17 protein-coding genes are annotated in these 18,179 nt (G+C 53.9%); 13 read left to right on the top strand and 4 right to left on the bottom strand.

All coding sequences use genetic code 11. The annotated features are described in order from the left end of the window. Positions 1-240 precede the first annotated feature (240 nt). The 6 genes from LZ463_RS14405 (at position 241) to LZ463_RS14380 (ending at position 6,667) form a co-directional block, all read left to right on the top strand. On the top strand, positions 241-780 hold the full coding sequence (locus LZ463_RS14405; protein WP_241456518.1) for a hypothetical protein: 540 nt from the start codon (positions 241-243) through the stop codon (positions 778-780). A 181-nt stretch (positions 781-961) separates the two neighbouring features. Continuing rightward, on the top strand, positions 962-1,843 hold the full coding sequence (locus LZ463_RS14400) for a dienelactone hydrolase family protein (RefSeq protein ID WP_241456517.1): 882 nt from the start codon (positions 962-964) through the stop codon (positions 1,841-1,843). A gap of 96 nt (positions 1,844-1,939) precedes the next feature. After that, complete coding sequence (gorA, locus tag LZ463_RS14395) at positions 1,940-3,292, top strand: glutathione-disulfide reductase (RefSeq protein ID WP_241456516.1); 1,353 nt, start codon at positions 1,940-1,942, stop codon at positions 3,290-3,292. Positions 3,293-3,451: 159 nt separating this feature from the next. Beyond that, positions 3,452-4,882 carry a circularly permuted type 2 ATP-grasp protein gene (locus LZ463_RS14390; RefSeq protein WP_241456515.1) on the top strand — a complete coding sequence of 477 codons (1,431 nt, stop codon included), beginning with the start codon at positions 3,452-3,454 and terminating at the stop codon, positions 4,880-4,882. 14 nt (positions 4,883-4,896) lie between these two features. Beyond that, positions 4,897-5,847: an alpha-E domain-containing protein gene (locus LZ463_RS14385; RefSeq protein ID WP_241456514.1), complete on the top strand. Its 951-nt coding sequence runs from the start codon at positions 4,897-4,899 to the stop codon at positions 5,845-5,847. A 13-nt stretch (positions 5,848-5,860) separates the two neighbouring features. Beyond that, positions 5,861-6,667, top strand: a complete 807-nt coding sequence (locus LZ463_RS14380) for a transglutaminase family protein (protein WP_241456513.1) — start codon at positions 5,861-5,863, stop codon at positions 6,665-6,667. Positions 6,668-6,678: 11 nt separating this feature from the next. Here LZ463_RS14380 and LZ463_RS14375 read toward each other — a convergent pair whose 3' ends face one another. After that, entirely contained in the window at positions 6,679-7,782 is a 1,104-nt protein-coding gene (locus tag LZ463_RS14375) for a hypothetical protein (RefSeq protein WP_241456512.1), read from the bottom strand. A gap of 291 nt (positions 7,783-8,073) precedes the next feature. Between LZ463_RS14375 and LZ463_RS14370 the strand changes: the two genes are divergently transcribed. Beyond that, a complete protein-coding gene (locus LZ463_RS14370; RefSeq protein WP_241456511.1) occupies positions 8,074-8,952 on the top strand; it encodes a proteasome-type protease in 879 nt (292 codons plus the stop codon). A gap of 81 nt (positions 8,953-9,033) precedes the next feature. Here the strand turns inward: LZ463_RS14370 and LZ463_RS14365 are convergent, their stop codons facing one another. Together LZ463_RS14365 and LZ463_RS14360 are read right to left on the bottom strand one after the other, a co-directional pair. Beyond that, the gene (locus LZ463_RS14365; protein ID WP_241456510.1) at positions 9,034-9,498 is read right to left on the bottom strand and encodes a DUF4124 domain-containing protein; all 465 of its coding nucleotides are present in this window, start codon (positions 9,496-9,498) and stop codon (positions 9,034-9,036) included. A 90-nt stretch (positions 9,499-9,588) separates the two neighbouring features. Next, complete coding sequence (locus LZ463_RS14360) at positions 9,589-10,149, bottom strand: DNA-3-methyladenine glycosylase I (RefSeq protein ID WP_241456509.1); 561 nt, start codon at positions 10,147-10,149, stop codon at positions 9,589-9,591. Between the two features lie 128 nt (positions 10,150-10,277). On the opposite strand from LZ463_RS14360, the gene LZ463_RS14355 reads away from it, so the two are divergent. Continuing rightward, positions 10,278-12,443, top strand: a complete 2,166-nt coding sequence (locus tag LZ463_RS14355; RefSeq protein ID WP_241456508.1) for a DUF4214 domain-containing protein — start codon at positions 10,278-10,280, stop codon at positions 12,441-12,443. A gap of 176 nt (positions 12,444-12,619) precedes the next feature. Here LZ463_RS14355 and purM read toward each other — a convergent pair whose 3' ends face one another. Then, a complete protein-coding gene (gene purM / locus LZ463_RS14350; protein ID WP_241456507.1) occupies positions 12,620-13,663 on the bottom strand; it encodes a phosphoribosylformylglycinamidine cyclo-ligase in 1,044 nt (347 codons plus the stop codon). 179 nt (positions 13,664-13,842) lie between these two features. Between purM and LZ463_RS14345 the strand changes: the two genes are divergently transcribed. The 5 genes from LZ463_RS14345 to folK are packed head-to-tail and all read left to right on the top strand — an operon-like array spanning position 13,843 to position 18,151. Then, entirely contained in the window at positions 13,843-14,928 is a 1,086-nt protein-coding gene (locus tag LZ463_RS14345) for an AI-2E family transporter (protein WP_241456506.1), read from the top strand. Further along, positions 14,925-15,620, top strand: a complete 696-nt coding sequence (gene hda / locus LZ463_RS14340) for a DnaA regulatory inactivator Hda (protein ID WP_241456505.1) — start codon at positions 14,925-14,927, stop codon at positions 15,618-15,620. Before LZ463_RS14345 ends, hda begins: the two co-directional genes overlap by 4 nt. Position 15,621: 1 nt before the next feature. Then, positions 15,622-16,311: a histidinol-phosphatase gene (locus LZ463_RS14335; protein WP_241456504.1), complete on the top strand. Its 690-nt coding sequence runs from the start codon at positions 15,622-15,624 to the stop codon at positions 16,309-16,311. Continuing rightward, positions 16,308-17,669 carry a polynucleotide adenylyltransferase PcnB gene (gene pcnB / locus LZ463_RS14330; RefSeq protein WP_241456503.1) on the top strand — a complete coding sequence of 454 codons (1,362 nt, stop codon included), beginning with the start codon at positions 16,308-16,310 and terminating at the stop codon, positions 17,667-17,669. The genes LZ463_RS14335 and pcnB overlap by 4 nt, the downstream gene beginning before the upstream one ends. Positions 17,670-17,671: 2 nt before the next feature. Next, positions 17,672-18,151: a 2-amino-4-hydroxy-6-hydroxymethyldihydropteridine diphosphokinase gene (gene folK, locus LZ463_RS14325; protein WP_241456502.1), complete on the top strand. Its 480-nt coding sequence runs from the start codon at positions 17,672-17,674 to the stop codon at positions 18,149-18,151. Positions 18,152-18,179: the final 28 nt, after the last annotated feature.

The raw sequence follows: 18,179 nt of genomic DNA, 5'->3' as shown, positions 1-18,179 counted from the left end.
ATAACACGCAATCTGGACGACAATCAGGCGGACTCAGCGGTTACATACTACGATTTATCCTGTCAGCAGGATATGCTGCTCCATACGTTTTGTATGTACGCCATCTCACACAGATTTCTGTCAGAATAAGCTGACAGACATGATAAAACCAACCTGGCATTATTGCGCCGTCTCGCCACACTGCCTGCCGTCAGGTTTGCATGTCAAGTTGATTCAGCCGTCCGTTTTTAAATTTAGACAATGAAAAACATTCACCTTACCATTGTACTGATTGTTGCAGGCAATTCCTGGTTCTTGCCCCATGCCCATGCAGATCAGTATGCCAACCTGGCGGGCAGCTATCGCCTGGTTTCCGACCAGTTGGACAATCTTGATGGCACACCTTTTTCGTGCGGAAAAAAACCTGACGGTAGCACTTTCGCCTGCCAGACCGTCAAGGGGAAAATCGTCATCGAAGCCCTGCCGGATAAATCTTATCTCTATCTTGAAGCATACACTGTCAAGGGTATTGCTACCATGGGCAACATGGGTAACTACAAGATCAAACAAGGCAACATCATCGAAAGCAACTACACGGCCAGCGGCCTGCAATGTTGCAATGCATCGTTCAAATACCTGAAACTTGAAAACGATACGCTGACACGTCATATAGAACCAAGCAATAGCCGCCAGACCACAGTGTGGAAACGGGTTGGCAGTGATGAAACCAGGGACAAATACCTTGAACGTGAACTCGACAGACAAAGAACTTATTTCAACGAATTATCAAAAAATAGATGACAGGCATCTTCATTTCATCAAGAGCCTTGCCCTCTGTCAAGGAATGGACGCCAGACAGAAGTTTTTACAGAAACAAATGCATGCCCTGGATAAGGGGTAGAATGCATTTTTTGTCTTAACCAAGTTTCCCAAGAGCATTGTCTGTTATCTGTAACCAAGGACCTATATAAAGGAGAGCGCCATGCAGTTCCGTGATGAATTCAATAGTCTGGTTGGTAGCAAAGATGAAGGCGAAGGTCTGAGCCGCCGCAGCTTCATGCAAACGGCAGTTGGTGTGGGTTTTGCTGCTGCAGTGGCGCCGGTCTGCGCACAGACCATGATCAAGACGGACCGCAATGGCCTGGTTGATGGGGTAACCAAACTGACCGTGGCAGGTGCCGAAGTCCCCCTGTATTACGCCAAACCGGAAGGTAAAAGCAACCTGCCGGTAATACTGGTCGTCTCTGAAATTTTCGGCGTACATGAGCATATCGCCGATGTCGCACGCCGGTTTGCCAAGCAGGGTTATCTTGCCCTCGCCCCCGAACTGTTTGTGCGCCAGGGTGACGCCAAGAATGCCGCCAGTGTGGCTGAACTGATGAAAGAAATCATTTCCAGGGTACCTGATGCACAGGTAATGGGTGATCTTGACGCCGCTGTCGCCTGGGCTGGCAATAATGGCGGTGACACCAAAAAACTTGGCATCACTGGTTTTTGCTGGGGTGGCCGCATTACCTGGATGTATTCGGCCTACAATCCCAATGTCAAGGCAGGTGTGGCCTGGTATGGTAGCCTGCAAGGCGAATCCACCGCCTTGAAACCCAAGCACCCCATCGACATCGCTGCCAGCCTGAAAACGCCGGTGCTGGGCCTGTACGGCGCCAAGGACCAGGGCATACCTGTCGATTCTGTCTCCAGAATGGAAGCTGAACTGAAGAACGGCAACAGCAAGTCAGAGTTCAAGATCTACGAAAACTCCGGCCATGCCTTCCATGCCGATTATCGACCCAGCTACAACGAAGCCGACGCCAGGGATGGCTGGAATCGCTGCCTGGCCTGGTTCCGGGCGAATGGTGTAGCTTAATCCAGTATCGGCAGGCATCACCCTTCATGATCAGCGCAGCCAGCACTGCGCTGATCAACGCAACATAAATTCGTCCCTCCGCATCCAAGGATTATCATGCACACCTACGACTATGATCTCTTCACCATAGGCGGTGGCTCTGGCGGCGTCAGGGCCAGTCGTTTTGCTGCACAATATGGCGCACGCGTGGCGCTGGCAGAATCGGGACCACTGGGCGGCACCTGCGTCAATGCCGGATGCATCCCCAAAAAGCTGATGTCGTATGCTGCGCATTACCATGCCGATTTTGCCGAGGCAGCAGGCTTTGGCTGGAGCGTGGGCGAGCAGAAATTTGACTGGGCCACCCTGATTGCCAACAAGGATAATGAAATCGCCAGGCTCAATGGCGTCTACAGCCAGATACTGGAGAATGCCAAAGTCCATGTGATCAAAGGCCATGCGCAGATTGTTGACGCCCATACCGTTGCCGTCAACGGCCAGCAATACCGCGTCCGTCACATCCTGATTGCAACCGGCGGACACCCGGTCAGGCCAGAGTTGCCAGGTGCAGAACTGGGTATCACTTCCGATGAGTTTTTCCATCTGCCTGCCCTGCCCCGCCATGCCGTGGTACAAGGCGGTGGCTATATTGCCGTCGAACTGGCATCGATATTGAATGGCCTGGGTTGCAAGGTGACGCTGGTGCAGCGCGGCACGCAGATACTGCGCAATATGGATCACGATCTTGGCCATTTCCTGGTGAATGAAATGCGCAAGAAAGGTGTGGACGTTGCACTGGATACCCGGATCATGTCCGTCGCCGCACATGGCAACATCAGACAGGTCATGCTCAGCGATGGCCGCACACTGGACAGCGATTGCGTGCTGTTTGCGACCGGCCGTCAGCCCAATATAAAAAACCTCGGACTGGAAAATGCCGGCGTGCTGACACGTGAGAACGGTGCAATCATCGTCGACGAACATTTCGCTACCAATGTCGACAGCATCCATGCGATCGGTGATGTGATAGACCGCGTAGCCCTGACACCGGTAGCATTGGCCGAAGGCATGATCGTTGCCGCCAACCTGTTCCAGCATGGCCGCAAGCTGATGTCTTATGAGCATATACCGACCGCTGTGTTCAGCCACCCGAATGTGGCGACCCTTGGTCTGTCAGAGGCAAAGGCAAGGGAAAAACATCAGCACATCAGCATCTTCAAAAGCGAATTCAAGCCGCTCAAACATACCTTGTCCGGTTCAACAGAGCGCTGCCTGATGAAGATCATTGTCGATACCGGTACAGACCGCGTACTCGGCATGCACATGGTGGGGCCGGAAGCGGGCGAAATCATCCAGGGCTTTGCCGTCGCCATGCAATGCGGCGTGACCAAGGCCCAGCTTGATGCCACTATCGGTGTGCACCCAACCCTGGCGGAAGAATTTGTCACCATGCGCACGGCGGTCGTTTAGACAAGAGACAAGACTCAGAAGTATCAAATTGATGTCGGGTATTGCCAGCATTACACAAATGACAAGCAAACATCATTTTGTCTCATTCGTACCAACCACAATGTCATCTGGCACGTTTCTTGATATGCTGTAATGGAATCGTAACCAAGAGACACGAACATGGCCAAGTTTTTCAACGAAATGCAAGCCGACGATGCGCCGGCGCCGGGCGGAGTATCCACACGAGAACACTATCGTGAATTTTGCAAATGGCTGGGCGAACAGTCAGACGACAGACTGAAGCGCAAGCGGGCCGAGGCCGACCTCAGCTTTCGCCGGGTTGGCATCACCTTTGCCGTGTACGGTGACGATGCCGGGACAGAGCGCCTGATTCCTTTCGACATCATTCCCCGCATCATCCCTGCCGATGAATGGGCGCAGTTGCAAAAAGGCCTGGTGCAGCGCGTGCAGGCGCTCAACATGTTCATTCATGATATCTATCATGACCAGAACATCATCAAGGCCGGCATCATCCCTGCCGAGCAAATCTACAAGAATGCCCAGTACCGTCCTGAAATGCAGGGCATCTCGGTCGCCTCCGACATCTATGCACACATTGCCGGTGTCGACATCGTGCGTGCCGGCCAGGGTGAATTTTATGTACTGGAAGACAACCTGCGCGTACCGTCCGGCGTGTCTTACATGCTGGAAGACCGCAAAATGATGATGCGCCTCTTCCCAGAACTGTTTGCCCGTAACAAGATTGCACCGGTAGACCATTACCCTGACATGTTGCTGGACAACCTGCGCTCGGTCGCCCCCATGGGGGTGGATAATCCGACTGTCGTGGTGATGACGCCGGGTATGTATAACTCGGCCTATTTCGAGCATGCCTTCCTGGCCCAGCAAATGGGGGTGGAACTGGTCGAAGGACAGGACCTGTTCGTCAACGACAATGCCGTCTTTATGCGCACTACCCGTGGACCCAGGCGTGTCGATGTGATTTACCGCCGCATTGATGATGATTTTCTTGACCCGCTGGCTTTCCGTCCGGATTCTTCGCTCGGTGTGCCGGGCCTGCTGTCCGTCTATCGTGCTGGGCGGGTAACGCTGGCCAATGCCATCGGCACCGGTGTGGCTGACGACAAATCTATTTACCCTTTTGTACCGGACATGATCAAGTTCTACCTGTCCGAGCAGCCGATACTGAACAACGTACCAACCTACCAGTGCCGCAAACCCGATGACCTGGCCTATACCCTGGCCCATCTGCCCGAGCTGGTGGTGAAAGAAGTCCACGGCGCCGGTGGTTATGGCATGCTGGTTGGTCCGGCATCGACCAAGGCACAGATAGAAGATTTTCGTCAGCGCCTGCTGGCCAAGCCTGATGGTTATATCGCCCAGCCTACGCTGGCATTGTCAGCTTGCCCCACATTTGTTGAGAGCGGCATCGCCCCGCGCCATATTGATTTGCGTCCATTCGTGTTGTCTGGCAAGACTATCTCCATGGTCCCTGGCGGTCTGACGCGGGTGGCCTTGCAGGAGGGCTCGCTGGTGGTGAATTCTTCACAGGGTGGCGGAACGAAAGATACCTGGATTTTAGAAAATTAAGTCGGGAGACAGATATGCTGAGCCGTACCGCTGATCATTTGTTCTGGATGGCGCGCTATACCGAGCGCGCTGAAAATACTGCCCGCATGCTGGATGTGAATATCCAGACGTCGATGTTGCCGCAATCTGCTGAAGATGCCGAGCGCGGCTGGCGTGCCATGCTGGGTATTTCTGAATTGCAGTCTGCGTTTGATCATCAATATGGTTTGCTGACCAAAAAGGATGTACTGGACTTCATGGTCAGGGATCCGATGAACCCGTCCTCCATCGCCTCCTGTCTGAAGGAAGCGCGTGAGAATGCCCGTGCGGTGCGCGGCACGCTGACAACCGAGGTGTGGGAAACCCAGAACGCCACCTGGCTGGATATGCAGGAACGATTGTCGGACACGATACTGGAAAACGACCCAAGCCAGTTTTTTGAATGGGTCAAATACCGCTCGCATCTGTCACGCGGCGTAACACTGGGCACCATGCTCAAGGACGAGGCAGTACATTTTATCCGCCTCGGCACCTTTATAGAACGCGCCGATAATACCGCACGGATACTGGATGTGAAGTTTCACGGTGCCAAGGAAAGCGGACGCGGCAATGACAACCTGCAAAGAGATTTTTACTATTGGGCGGCCTTGCTGCGCTCAGTATCCGGCTTTGAGATTTACCGCAAGGTCTACCGTGACGTCATTACGCCAGAGCGCGTGGCAGAATTATTGATGCTGCGCGGCGACATGCCACGGTCTTTGCTGGCCTGCATGGATGAAGTCGTCGCCAATCTGAAGGAAGTGCGCAATGATGTCTCTGCCGATACCGAGCGTTTTGCCGGCAAGCTGCATGCAGAATTGCAGTTTGCCAGCATAGAAGAAATCCTGGCAGAAGGCCTGCACGACAACCTGACACGCTTCCTGGAAAATATTTTTGAACTTGGTAATCGCGTCAGTCGTGATTTCCTGGTTCCACTGGCGGCTTAGCCCGCAAAAAATCATGCAACTTTTTATCCGGCACCAGACGGTCTATCATTACTCAGCACCGTTGACCTACACCATACAGCAGTTGCGCCTGACGCCGCGGACTGAATTGCACCAGCATGCGCTGTCGTGGCAGATCAGGACGGCAGGCCAGCGCCACGCCTATACGGATGCCTATGGCAATTCTTCACACACACTGACCATCACCGGCCAGCATCATGAAGTGTCCATCATCGCCGAAGGCTTGGTTGAGACAACCGCCCCCTATCAGGGCCGCATTACCGACCCTGATACTTTTTCACCCCTGGTATTTACCGTCGCAACACGCCTGACCGAACCTGTGCCTGCCATCCTGGACTTTGCGGGCACCCACTTGCCGGATACCGGCAAGACCACAACCGGTGCATTATTGCAACTGGCTACGCACATCCGCAGTGCAGTGACGTACCAATCCGGTGCAACCCTGGTGACCACCAGCGCCAGCGACGCCCTGCAACTGGGCCAGGGCGTCTGCCAGGACCATGCTCATCTCTTCCTGGCCTGCTGCCATGCGCGCGGCATACCGGCCCGCTATGTATCCGGCTACATCGACCCGGAGTCAAGCAGCCATGCCGAAAGCCACGCCTGGATCGATGCCTGGGTGGACGACCATGATTACAGCGGCTGGGTCAGCATAGACGTCACCCACGCCTGCCTGATGAGCGCAGCCTATTGCCGCCTGGCCATAGGCCGCGACTACGATTCCGCCGCCCCGGTACGCGGTGTCAGACGTGGCGGCGGGCTGGAGACCTTGAGTGTGAATGTACAGGTAGTGCCCCGATAGGGAAGCCTCAATCAGCGCGGTGACAAAGGCATGGTCTTCCAGTTCTTGTAATCATGTATGCCAAACGAATACCGGGCGCCGGCAGTGCTGCTATCAAGGCTGATGGCAGTCACGACACGGTTGAGTTCGGTACGCATGATGGCCTCGCCCTCTTCATAAAAGCTGACATAGGTCGGGTCTTGTTGCGAAGTCTCGGCGCCGATGATGGTGCGTTTGCCGTATAAGACGCCATAGGCAAGTTCATTTTTGGCGACATCGAACATGGGGCCACTGGTGTCACGATAAGACATGATGGCGACCACGGGCACGTTCTGGTACACCCACTCTGCCAGGTTGCCGCTGCCATAGCTGTTGTTGTACAAACGTTCGTCATACCAGAAAGGTATATCCACCGTCATGCTCAGGTCCAGACCGTCACTGGCTTTTTTTGCGGCTATGCGTTTTTTTACATCTGTCACGAAATCCTGGTAAGCCAGGATTCCGGCTGCCAGATTGTCTTTCCACAGTTGAGCGGTATAGGGTTCCACATCAAAATGGATGCCGCTGAATCTTTGTGTTGCTGTTGCCGCTTTTTGATAGGCGAATACCCAGTCCATGAAAGCGTTTTTGCGTGTCTCACCGGCTGCCACGGTCCAGTTTGAGGCACCGTCCAGAGCCTGCACTGCAATAGGTGAACTGGTGCTGCCTGTGGCAACGCTGGCAGCGGCGAGCGTGCTTACCAGGTACTGGTATTTGGCGACAGGGATGTCGCGATTGATCTGCAAATACACTTCGGTAACCTGTTTGTCTTTGCAGAACTGTATCAGGGTACTGATATTGGCTTTGTCTGCATTAGTGAGCTTGTTACCGGTGCTGAGTATGCTGGCGGTATCCCACAGCCAGGTACCAGCTGCCTTGCCGCCATACAGTGGGGTGACTGGTGCACGCATGGCGCTTGCGCTGCTGACTGGCGGCGGGCTGGCAGCTCTGGTCTTGGTATCACTGTCACTATTGCCACTATTGCCGCCACAGGCATTGAGCACCAGCAGGCACAGACAGGTCAGCACAACCTGCCGTACAGGTAATGTGGCTTGGGGAAATTCTTCGCTCGCGTTACAGCCAGTCTTGATCGGCATGATCAGCCCCTGATTAAATTGCAATGAAATAATTCAAATAAGATCATTCATTGTACATGGCAAATACACAATTCCAGTGCGGCACAGGGATTTTTAACGCGAGGCCCTTGCTTGCAGGTCAAAGGCAGGTCAGAGCAACAATTTGATTTTTAAATAACATTAGCAAATCAGGCGATGCCTGATTTTTTAAAAACTGGCTGATACCCGCTTTGCATACAAATGTGACATGCGTATTTCGGCGCGGCGCTTTCGGGTAAAATTCAAGCTTCGACAGATCAGAAATTGCTTTTTATGACTTACTGTGTTGGCATGCGCCTGGATGCCGGGCTGGTGTTTCTTTCCGACTCACGTACCAATGCAGGCGTGGATCAGGTTGGTACTTTCCGCAAGATGTCGGTATTTGAAAACCCTGGCGAACGCACCATGGTGCTGATGAGCGCAGGTAACCTGTCGATTTCACAATCCATACGCCAGCTGGTCTCCGACCATGTTGATGCATCGGGCAACAGCATCTGGACCGCGCCCAATATGTATGAAGCGGCACGCTTACTGGGTGAAGCCGTGCGCACGGTCTATCACCGCGATGCCAAGTCCTTGTCAGAATTTGGCATAGACTTCAATGTCAGCCTGATTTTCGGTGGCCAGATCAAGGGTGAACGCTGCCGCCTGTTCCAGATTTATTCTGCCGGCAATTTCATTGAATCGCACAATGAGAATACCTATTTCCAGATCGGCGAAGCCAAGTATGGCAAACCCATACTGGACCGCGTTGTCACGCCGGCTACACCACTTGATGAGGCTGCCAAGTGCGCGCTGATTTCCATGGATTCCACCCTGCGTTCAAATATCTCGGTAGGCTTGCCGCTGGATCTGCTGGTGTATGAAAACAATAAGCTGGCCGTCACCCATTTTGTCACCATTGATGAGAAGAACCAGTATTTCCAGATGATACGCAACACCTGGGGCCAACAATTGAAGTCCGTCTTTGAAAGCATAGACGCCCCGGTCTGGAACGCCAGCCCTGAGACCCAGGGCAATGTGCTGTCGGCCACCAATATGCACAGCAAGCCGGTCAGGGTCGCAGTACCGCCGCAATTGCTCGACACGGCCAATACACCTTTGCCTTTGCAGTCGCTGGCGCAACATCCGGCTGGCAACGGCCAGGCCTGATATCGCGCCAATATCACCACAATCCTGCGACAACAGGGCGTCCCGTGTCCGTCTGCCAACGGACACTACGGGCACTTTATTTCAATGACAGAAACGGCTCTTGTCACGCTCGGCAATCATCCTGTCATTGGCATCTGTCTTTGCGCCATTTCCATGTACCAGTTTGCCGCCCAGGATGTCCTTGGCCATTTCGCAACGTGAGGCATCGGTTTCAGGTTTTTCACTGTAGAGCTGTCTTGGTTTGACTGGTGCCGGTTTGTTTGCCTTGGCTTCTTCCTGCTGCCGCTGTATCTGGCGCTGGCGGAATTCAGCTTCCTGTTCCTGCCAGCCTGGCCTGGTCGCCGTATTGGTCGTTTCAGGTGAGGATTTGATTTTTACTTCTTCCACTTTGGATTTGCCGGCATCTTCCTTTCTTTCGGAATAATGGGTTTTGCCGTCAGCGTCCACCCATTTATAGATGTCGGCATGGCTGGCGGGCGCTGCCAGCACCAGGGCCAGGCATGCCAGCAAGCAGGCAGGACGGAGGCTGGATATCATTCGTTTCATTCGCGTCTTTTCCTTAAAAATGATGCCAGGAGCTAACACGATAGCAGCATCTGGCTGTATTTGCACTGATGCAGATGGTGTTGATGCGGTTCAATTCTTTGCCTTTTTCTTGCGCCAGTCGCAATGCGCCGCATGGTCGTTGACCATCCCTATTGCCTGCATATAGGCATAGATGATGGTGGAGCCAACAAACTTGAAGCCGCGTTTTTTCAAGTCCTTTGAAATACTGTCCGATAATTCCGTGGTGATGATGCGCTCACCATTGTTGATGATAGGCTTGCCTTTCACATAGGCCCACAGGTAGGCGTCGAGGCCGCCTTTTTCTTCGCACAGGCGCAGATAAGCCTGTGCATTGGTGATGGCAGCGGCCACCTTCAGCCGGTTGCGGATGATGCCGGGGTCAGCCAGCAATGCGGCAACCTTGGCGTCATCATAGCGGGCAATCTTTTTTGCATCCCAGTTGTCGAAGGCCGCCCGGTAACTTTCGCGCTTGTTGAGTATGGTTTCCCAGCTCAGGCCAGCCTGTGCACCTTCGAGATTAAGCATTTCAAACAGACGTACTTCATCATGGCAGGGTATGCCCCATTCATGGTCATGATATTCAAGATACAGGGGATTAGAGGAATTGGCCCAATTGCAGCGTGTTGTCATAGGTTAAAACCAGGTTGGAGTAAGATATGATGTGAAAAAGGAGAAATTTTACAAATTTTTTCAATTCAAATTGACATTTTACCTATTTATCCTAGAATCGATGTCCGTCACCAGATTGTGGAACCAACATGTTAAGTTTTAAGCAAAGCAGTAAAAATCTGTTCGCCTTATCTGCCGTCACACTGATACTCGCTGCCTGCGGTGGCGGTAGCCAGGATGCCAAACAGGCGGCGGCCGTCGCACCCTTGCCCATACAGGCAACGCCGGCCAGTAACGATGTCATGGTATTCACTGGCAAACGTTCTGATTATGGTATCACCAGATTGGGCAGCACCTATGTGGTCAGTGATATTCGTGGCGTGACAACACCTGTCAGCGTACCGGCAAATATCAAGGTTTTGCAATTTGCAGATTTTCGCGTCAATCTTGGCATCGCAGACAAGGCCGGCACGTTGTCGACCACCAGCCTCAATAATCTGCTGGACCTGTATGTTGCCTTCTTCAATCGCGTACCTGATGCTGACGGCCTGTCTTACTGGATAGACCAGGTCAAGGCCGGCATGACAGAAGCGCAGATCGCCGAAAGTTTTTACCAGGTTGCCCTGCAATCGCCAACGCTGACTGGCTATTCGGCCAGCATGAGCAACGATGATTTCATTCGCATTATCTACAAGAATGTACTGGGCCGTAGCGGCCTCACCGCGCCGACAAGTGCAGAAATTGATTACTGGTCCAGCCAGCTGAAAAACGGCGTACCCAAGGGTAGCATGGTCAGGGCCATCCTGGTATCGGCACGCGAATATGTGAACGACCCGGTCTGGGGCTGGGTCACCAAGCTCTTGAACAACAAACTTGATGTCGCCAATTATTTTGCTGTCCAGCAGGGCTTCAGTTACCTGACCCTGAACGACAACATCACCAAGACCATGGCGATTGCAGCCGCAGTCACCAGCTCCTCAACATCTGCCGCGCTGGACCTGATCGGTTACAAGGACGGTTATGCCTCCACCGGCAATTATGGCACGCCAGAAAGTCTGGCAGGCATCTGCACCCCTGCTGGTGAAAAGAACTGGGTACGCGCCCATCTGGACGATGTCTACCTCTGGTACCGCGACATCATCGACGTGCCCAAAGCCAACTACAGCACGCCGCAAGATTATTTCGATGCGTTGATCGTCAAGTCAAAAGACCGTTTCAGCTTCACATCTGAACAAGGCAGTATTGATGACTATTTCAATAGCGGTGAAGATGTCAGCTTTGGCTTTAACCTGACACGCAATAATGGCGGCATCCGTGTTCGTTATGTCACGCCAGGCTCGCCGGCTGACTTGGCGCAGATCAAGCGCGGCGCGACACTGGTCAGTGTCGATGGCTCTGCCATCGGCTCTTACCTGACCGACGCACAGTATGACGCCACCTACCCGACCAAGCGCGAAACCCATAGCTTCCAGGTACTGGACAACGGTGCCTTTGCGCCACGCACAGTCAGCATGACCGCTGCTACTGTCACAACTGCACCGGTATTGCAGAACCAGGTATTGACCGTCAACGGCAAAAAGATAGGCTATATGGTATTCAATGACCATATCCGCACGGCAGAAACACCTTTGGTCAGCGCCATTACCAGTTTCAAACAGGCTGGCATCAGCGACCTGGTACTGGACCTGCGCTATAACGGTGGGGGTTACCTGTATATCGCCAATGAATTGTCGGCGATGATAGGTGGTGTCAAGACCAATAACCAGATCTTTGAGCAATTGCAGTTCAACGACAAGCATGCAGACCAGACTGCGGACAATATCTCGTATTTCTATGATACGGATACCAAGAATCGCCTGCTGCCACAGTTGAATCTGTCCCGCGTGTTTGTATTGACAGGCAGTGGTACCTGCTCAGCCAGTGAGTCCATTATCAATGGTCTCAAACCATTCATGCAGGTGATACTGATCGGTGATACCAGTTGCGGCAAGCCTTATGGTTTTATCCAGACCAATAACTGCAACACCGCTTACTTTGCCATCCAGTTTGCCGGTGTGAATTCACAGGGCAAGGGCGATTACACCAACGGCTTTACACCAAACTGCCGCGTGTCTGATGACCTGAACCACCAGCTGGGCGACACCAGCGAATCACGCCTGTCCGCTGCACTGAACTATGCCAACACAGGCAGCTGCCCGGCCTCATCCTTCAGCCCGGCCCCGCCGCCAGAAGCATTTGACCCAATCAAGGACAGGGAGCCTCGTCCCTGGAAGAATATCAAACTGCTCAGGGCAAACAGCCCGCAGTTCAGGTAATCGAGAAGTTAAAAAAGCGCACCAATGGTGCGCTTTTTTATTGTTTGAAACCTGACTGATCTCGCTTTGGCTTCGTAGCAAACACCGCAAATAACAAAAAGCCCGGCCAAAATGACCGGGCTTTTTTGCATTCAAACCGGTTGAGTCCACTCAACCGGTATCAGGCTTATCGCATCTCAGACAACGATAGTCTGATGCTCATCACCTTCACGGGCGCGTATCTCGCCTATCTTGTACACAGATTCGCCGGCAGCAGATAACTGCGCCATGGCTGCATCTGCCACATCAGCAGCCACAATCACCACCATACCTATGCCGCAGTTGAATACGCGGTGCATTTCTGCATCAGCGACGCCGCCGTGCTGTTGCAGCCAGGTAAACAGCGGTGGCAGTGTCCAGGCGTCTTTATGCAGCACAGCTGTCAGCTTGTCACCCAGCACGCGCGGGACGTTTTCTACCAGGCCGCCACCGGTGATGTGGGCCATGCCTTTGACTTCCATGGATTCCATCAGTGCCAGCAGGGGTTTGACGTAAATGCGGGTTGGCGCCATCAGGGCGTCGCCGAGGCTGCGGCCATGGAAATCGGCGCTCAGGTCTGGCTTGGCGACTTCGATGATCTTGCGCACCAGCGAGAAGCCGTTGGAGTGGATGCCGGAAGATGCCAGGCCGAGGATGACGTCACCCGGTTGTATCTTGCTGCCATCAATGATTTTGGATTTTTCAACTGCGCCGACGGCAAAGCCTGCCAGGTCGTATTCACCGTCCGGGTACATGGAAGGCATTTCTGCGGTTTCACCGCCGATCAGGGCGCAACCGGCTTGCTCGCAACCAAAGGCTACGCCCTTGATGACGTCCGTTGCCGTGGCAACATCGAGCTTGCCGCAGGCAAAATAGTCGAGGAAGAACAGTGGTTCTGCACCTTGTACCAGGATGTCATTGACACTCATGGCCACCAGGTCAATACCAACGGTGTCATGCTTGTTCAAATGAAAAGCCAGTTTCAGCTTGGTGCCCACACCATCGGTGCCGGATACCAGTATCGGTTCCTTGTACTTTTTGCTGACTTCAAACATGGCGCCAAAGCCACCTATGCCGGCCATCACGCCTTCGCGCATGGTGCGTTTGGCAAAAGGTTTGATGGCGTCAACCAGCGCATCGCCGGCAACCATATCGACACCAGCGTCGGCGTAAGAGAGAGAAACAGGATTAGAAGTGCTCATGATATTCGGCAATAGGGGCAGGAGGCGGTAAAATAGAGAAATTGCCAGAAAAGTCCGGCAAAACCGCTATTTTAACAAATTGACCGGGTATATTGACCGCAAATACGCTGTATTTTGGGCCAGGCAGCAAATTCAGTAATATTTTAACTACTATCTTGACTACTATTTAGCCAAAAAACATGCCATTTTCTTTTACGTCGGAGCAAAAACAATCCATGCTGTGGCTGGCCGTCGCGATGGCGCTGCTAGGCTTGCTGTCACTGCTGGGGCCAGTGCTGATGCCCTTTATCGTCGCCAGCATCCTGTCTTATGTGCTGACACCCTGGGTAGACAAGCTTTGCACCTTACGTATCAAGAAATTCCACATGCCGCGCTCAGTTGCCGCCACCCTGGTCATTGTGATACTGATTGCTGCCGTACTGGCCATGGTCTTGATCATGATACCGATATTGCAAAAAGAAGTGCCACAATTACAAGACCAGATACCCAGTTTTTTCAACAAACTCGATGAAATGCTGGCCCCCATGCTGTCAGAATTTGGTATCAAGGTGCGCCTGGACAGCACCGGCATCAAAAACTTGCTGAGCGACCAAATGGCCAGTAGCGGTGACATCATCGGCAAGGCCGTACTTAACTCCATTCGTGTCGGCGGCACGGCTGTACTGGGCATGGTTGCCAATCTCTTGCTGATACCCATCGTGCTGTTTTACCTGCTGATGGACTGGCATTCGCTGATCAAGCGCCTGAGTCACTTCATCCCGCGCCGCTTTGTCAAAAGCGTGGCGCATGCCGTCGAAGAGGTCGATGACATCCTGGCACAATACCTGCGCGGCCAGATTCTGGTGATGATCGTGCTGGCTGCGTACTACTCGGTTGCACTCAGCATCGCCCGTTTTGACCTGGCCTTGCCTGTTGGCATCATTACCGGCTTTCTGGTGTTCATCCCCTACCTGGGTTATGGCCTGGGGCTGGTGCTGGCGCTGATTGGTGCTATCCTGCAATTTGATGGTTTTAGCGGCTTGATGTCGGTCGCCATCATCTATGGCATAGGCCAGATGCTGGAGTCGTTCTACCTGACACCACGCCTGGTGGGTGAGCGCATAGGCCTGCACCCGCTGACCGTGATTTTTGCCTTGATGGCATTCGGGCAATTGTTTGGTTTTATCGGCATTTTGATTGCCCTGCCAGCCTCTGCCGTGATCTCGGTCGCCGTCAAGCATATACGCACGTCTTACCTGAACAGTCCTTTTTATAGCCAGACATGAGGCAATTATTACTTGACCTGGACGCGCAAAAACTGCCGTCCCTCGCCACCTTTGTGGTGGGGCAAAATGCTGAACTGGCGCAGTTGCTGGGCTTATTTGCCCAGCGCATCACCAGTAAATATGGTGAACGCTCGGTGTATATCTGGGGGGAGCCTGGTGCCGGCAAAACCCATCTGCTGCACGCACTGGCAGATGATGGCACGGCACGGTACATCCCTGCCGATGCACCGGAAAGTGAATTCGAATTTACCGAAGGCGTCAATCTTTACCTGCTGGATGACTGTGACCAGTTATCGCCGTTGAACCAGATCGCCGCCTTCAACCTGTTCAACGAGGCGCGCGCAAGAGGCGGCTTTCTGATCGGTGCTGGCAACCGCCCGCCCATGATTTTGAACGTGCGTGACGACCTGCGTACCCGCTTTGGCTGGGGCCTGATCTACCAGGTGCATGGCCTGACTGATGAAGACAAGATCGCCGCACTGGAAAAAGCCGCCCAGGCGCGCAGCATACAGATCTCGCCTGGCGTGTTACCCTATCTGATCACCCATTATCGCCGTGACATGAGTACGCTCAGCAATATCCTCGACCAGCTCGACCATTACTCGCTGGTGACCAAACGCCCGATTACCCTGCCACTGTTGCGCGAACTGATGTTGCAGCAACAGTCAGATACTGACACCATGAATGACTAGCATGCGCAATATCGCCTTATTTGATCTTGATCATACCCTGATCCCCATCGATTCTGATTACGAATGGGGGCAGTTCCTGTGCCGTATAGGTGCGGTCGATGCGGACGAATTTGCCCGTCGCAATGCTGCGTTTTTTGCCCAGTACCAGGCTGGCACCCTGGACCCGGTCGAATACCTGGAATTTGCCCTCGGTACCCTGGCCCGCTTCCCGCGTACAAAGCTTGACGACATGCACGCCCAGTTCATGCAGGAAGTGATACAACCGGCATTGCTGCCAGCCGCGCATGACCTGATCAAAAAGCATCAGGACCAGGATGACCTGATTGCCATCATCACCGCCACCAACCGCTTTGTGACCGCCCCGATCGCCACGGCCCTGGGTGTGCAGCACCTGATGGCGGCTGAGCCTGAACTTGATGCAGCAGGCAACATCACCGGCAAACTGCTGGGCGTACCGAGCTCTGGCACAGGCAAGATCACCCACCTGGAGGACTGGCTGGCCAGGCAACAGGTTACACAACTAAGGCAACTCAAAGACTTTAGACACAGTTATTTTTACAGCGATTCGCAAAACGATATCCCCCTGCTGGAACGCGTCAGTCACCCTGTCGCAACCAATCCCAATGCCAAACTGCGTGCCCACGCACTGGCAAAAGGTTGGCCACAACTTCACCTGTTTGACAAGCAATGATCAAGAAATTTATTCGCAAAATACTCGGCGTTAAAAACAAGAGCGACCCCGCCAGCGCCAACAAGAAGCCGACTGTACTGGGCCCAAAGGAGCATGGCATTGATCCTGGCCTGGTGTCTGCGAATGCCATACGCATCACCCAGACCCTGCAAGAGAATGGCTTCAAGGCCTTTGTCGTTGGCGGTGCCGTGCGTGACCTGCTGACCGGTGTCAAGCCCAAGGACTTTGACATCGCCACCAATGCCACGCCTGAGCAGGTAAAGCGCCTGTTCCGCCGCGCCTTCATCATCGGCCGCCGCTTCCAGATCGTGCATGTGATGTTTGGGCAAGACCTGCTCGAAGTCACCACCTTCCGTGGCGCAGCCACTGATGGCGCGCCCAAGGACGAACATGGCCGCGTGCTGCGCGACAATACCTTTGGCGAACAGCATGAAGATGCTGCCCGCCGCGACTTCACCGTCAATGCCATGTATTACGACCCTGCGTCGCAAACCGTGCTTGATTATCACGGCGGCATGAAAGACATCAAAAAGAAAACCCTGCGCATCATCGGTGTGCCAGAAGCACGTTACCGTGAAGACCCGGTGCGCATGCTGCGTGTGGTGCGCTTTGCCGCCAAGCTGCAATTTGACATCGACGCCGCCACCCGCGCACCGATACCGGTGATGGCCCCGCTCATCAACAATGTGCCAGCCGCCCGCGTGTTTGATGAAATGCTCAAGCTGCTGACCAGCGGCCACGCCATGGCCTGCCTGCAGCAATTGCGCAAAGAAGGCCTGCATCATGGCCTGATGCCCCTGCTGGATGTGGTGCTGGAACAGCCGCTCGGTGAAAAATTCGTCACCCTGGCACTGGCCAATACCGATGAGCGCGTACAACAGGGCAAGGGTGTGTCACCCGGCTTTTTGTTTGCCTCCCTGCTGTGGCACCAGGTCGTCGAAAAATGGGAAGCCTATAAAGCTGCTGGTGAATTCCCCATCCCTGCCCTGCACCTGGCTGCTGATGATGTCTTGAACACGCAAACTGATGCGCTGGCGATACAGCGCAAGATAGGTTCGGACATGCGCGACATCTGGGCCATGCAGCCGCGCTTTGACAAACGTGTAGGCAAGACCCCATACAAGATGCTGGAACACCCGCGCCTGCGCGCCGGTTATGACTTCCTGCTGCTGCGTTGTGCTTCCGGCGAAATCGATGAAGAAATCGGCGAATGGTGGACAGATTTCATGGAAGGTGACAGCGCAGAACGCGAGCGTCTGATCAACAGCAAACCCAAGACAGCCGCTAGCGAAGCTGGCCCGAAAAAACGCAAACCCCGCCGCCGCGCCCCACGCAAGGCAGCCGCAGCAGCAGAATGAGCATGAAAGTTTTTATTGGTATAGGCGCCAACCTTGGTGACGCCAGGGCCACGGTTGGCAAGGCCATCGGCACCTTGGCGCAACTGCCTGACACCAAGCTGGTTGCCCAGTCTGCCCTGTTTGGCAGCGCGCCCATTGACTCATCTGGCGACGACTATGTGAATGCCGTCGCCGAACTCTCAACCAGCCTCAGCGCCACTGACTTGCTACAACAACTGCAAGCCATAGAACTCGCGCATGGCCGCGAACGCCCCTATCGCAATGCCCCGCGCACCCTGGACCTGGACCTGCTCTTGTATGGCGATGAAGAAATCAATACCGCCGACCTGCAAGTGCCCCATCCACGCATGACAGAACGCGCTTTTGTGCTGCTGCCCCTGCTGCAACTGGTAGCAGACCTCCACATCCCGGGAAAAGGCCGCGCGCAAGATTATGTCGCCGCAGTTGCGGAACAACGCATACATGAATTAACGCCCACCTGAACCCGGCATGATATATGCTGGCCAGATC

Origin of the sequence: Undibacterium paludis, from assembly GCF_022568815.1 — a bacterium.
Taxonomy (GTDB): Bacteria; Pseudomonadota; Gammaproteobacteria; order Burkholderiales; family Burkholderiaceae_D; genus Undibacterium.
The sequence above is the reverse complement of the archived record's forward strand: the minus strand, read 5'-3'. Positions and strand labels throughout refer to the sequence as shown.

Bases quoted from the DNA above. Each gene is read 5' to 3' on its own strand.
- LZ463_RS14375 (WP_241456512.1), bottom strand. From the start codon at position 7,782: ATGCCGATCAAGACTGGCTGTAACGCGAGCGAAGAATTTCCCCAAGCC.
- LZ463_RS14380 (WP_241456513.1), top strand. From the start codon at position 5,861: ATGCAACTTTTTATCCGGCACCAGACGGTCTATCATTACTCAGCACCG.
- LZ463_RS14390 (WP_241456515.1), top strand. From the start codon at position 3,452: ATGGCCAAGTTTTTCAACGAAATGCAAGCCGACGATGCGCCGGCGCCG.
- LZ463_RS14355 (WP_241456508.1), top strand. From the start codon at position 10,278: ATGTTAAGTTTTAAGCAAAGCAGTAAAAATCTGTTCGCCTTATCTGCC.
- LZ463_RS14365 (WP_241456510.1), bottom strand. From the start codon at position 9,498: ATGAAACGAATGATATCCAGCCTCCGTCCTGCCTGCTTGCTGGCATGC.
- pcnB (WP_241456503.1), top strand. From the start codon at position 16,308: ATGATCAAGAAATTTATTCGCAAAATACTCGGCGTTAAAAACAAGAGC.
- LZ463_RS14370 (WP_241456511.1), top strand. From the start codon at position 8,074: ATGACTTACTGTGTTGGCATGCGCCTGGATGCCGGGCTGGTGTTTCTT.
- purM (WP_241456507.1), bottom strand. From the start codon at position 13,663: ATGAGCACTTCTAATCCTGTTTCTCTCTCTTACGCCGACGCTGGTGTC.
- LZ463_RS14335 (WP_241456504.1), top strand. From the start codon at position 15,622: ATGCGCAATATCGCCTTATTTGATCTTGATCATACCCTGATCCCCATC.
- hda (WP_241456505.1), top strand. From the start codon at position 14,925: ATGAGGCAATTATTACTTGACCTGGACGCGCAAAAACTGCCGTCCCTC.
- LZ463_RS14360 (WP_241456509.1), bottom strand. From the start codon at position 10,149: ATGACAACACGCTGCAATTGGGCCAATTCCTCTAATCCCCTGTATCTT.
- gorA (WP_241456516.1), top strand. From the start codon at position 1,940: ATGCACACCTACGACTATGATCTCTTCACCATAGGCGGTGGCTCTGGC.
- LZ463_RS14345 (WP_241456506.1), top strand. From the start codon at position 13,843: ATGCCATTTTCTTTTACGTCGGAGCAAAAACAATCCATGCTGTGGCTG.
- folK (WP_241456502.1), top strand. From the start codon at position 17,672: ATGAAAGTTTTTATTGGTATAGGCGCCAACCTTGGTGACGCCAGGGCC.
- LZ463_RS14385 (WP_241456514.1), top strand. From the start codon at position 4,897: ATGCTGAGCCGTACCGCTGATCATTTGTTCTGGATGGCGCGCTATACC.
- LZ463_RS14400 (WP_241456517.1), top strand. From the start codon at position 962: ATGCAGTTCCGTGATGAATTCAATAGTCTGGTTGGTAGCAAAGATGAA.
- LZ463_RS14405 (WP_241456518.1), top strand. From the start codon at position 241: ATGAAAAACATTCACCTTACCATTGTACTGATTGTTGCAGGCAATTCC.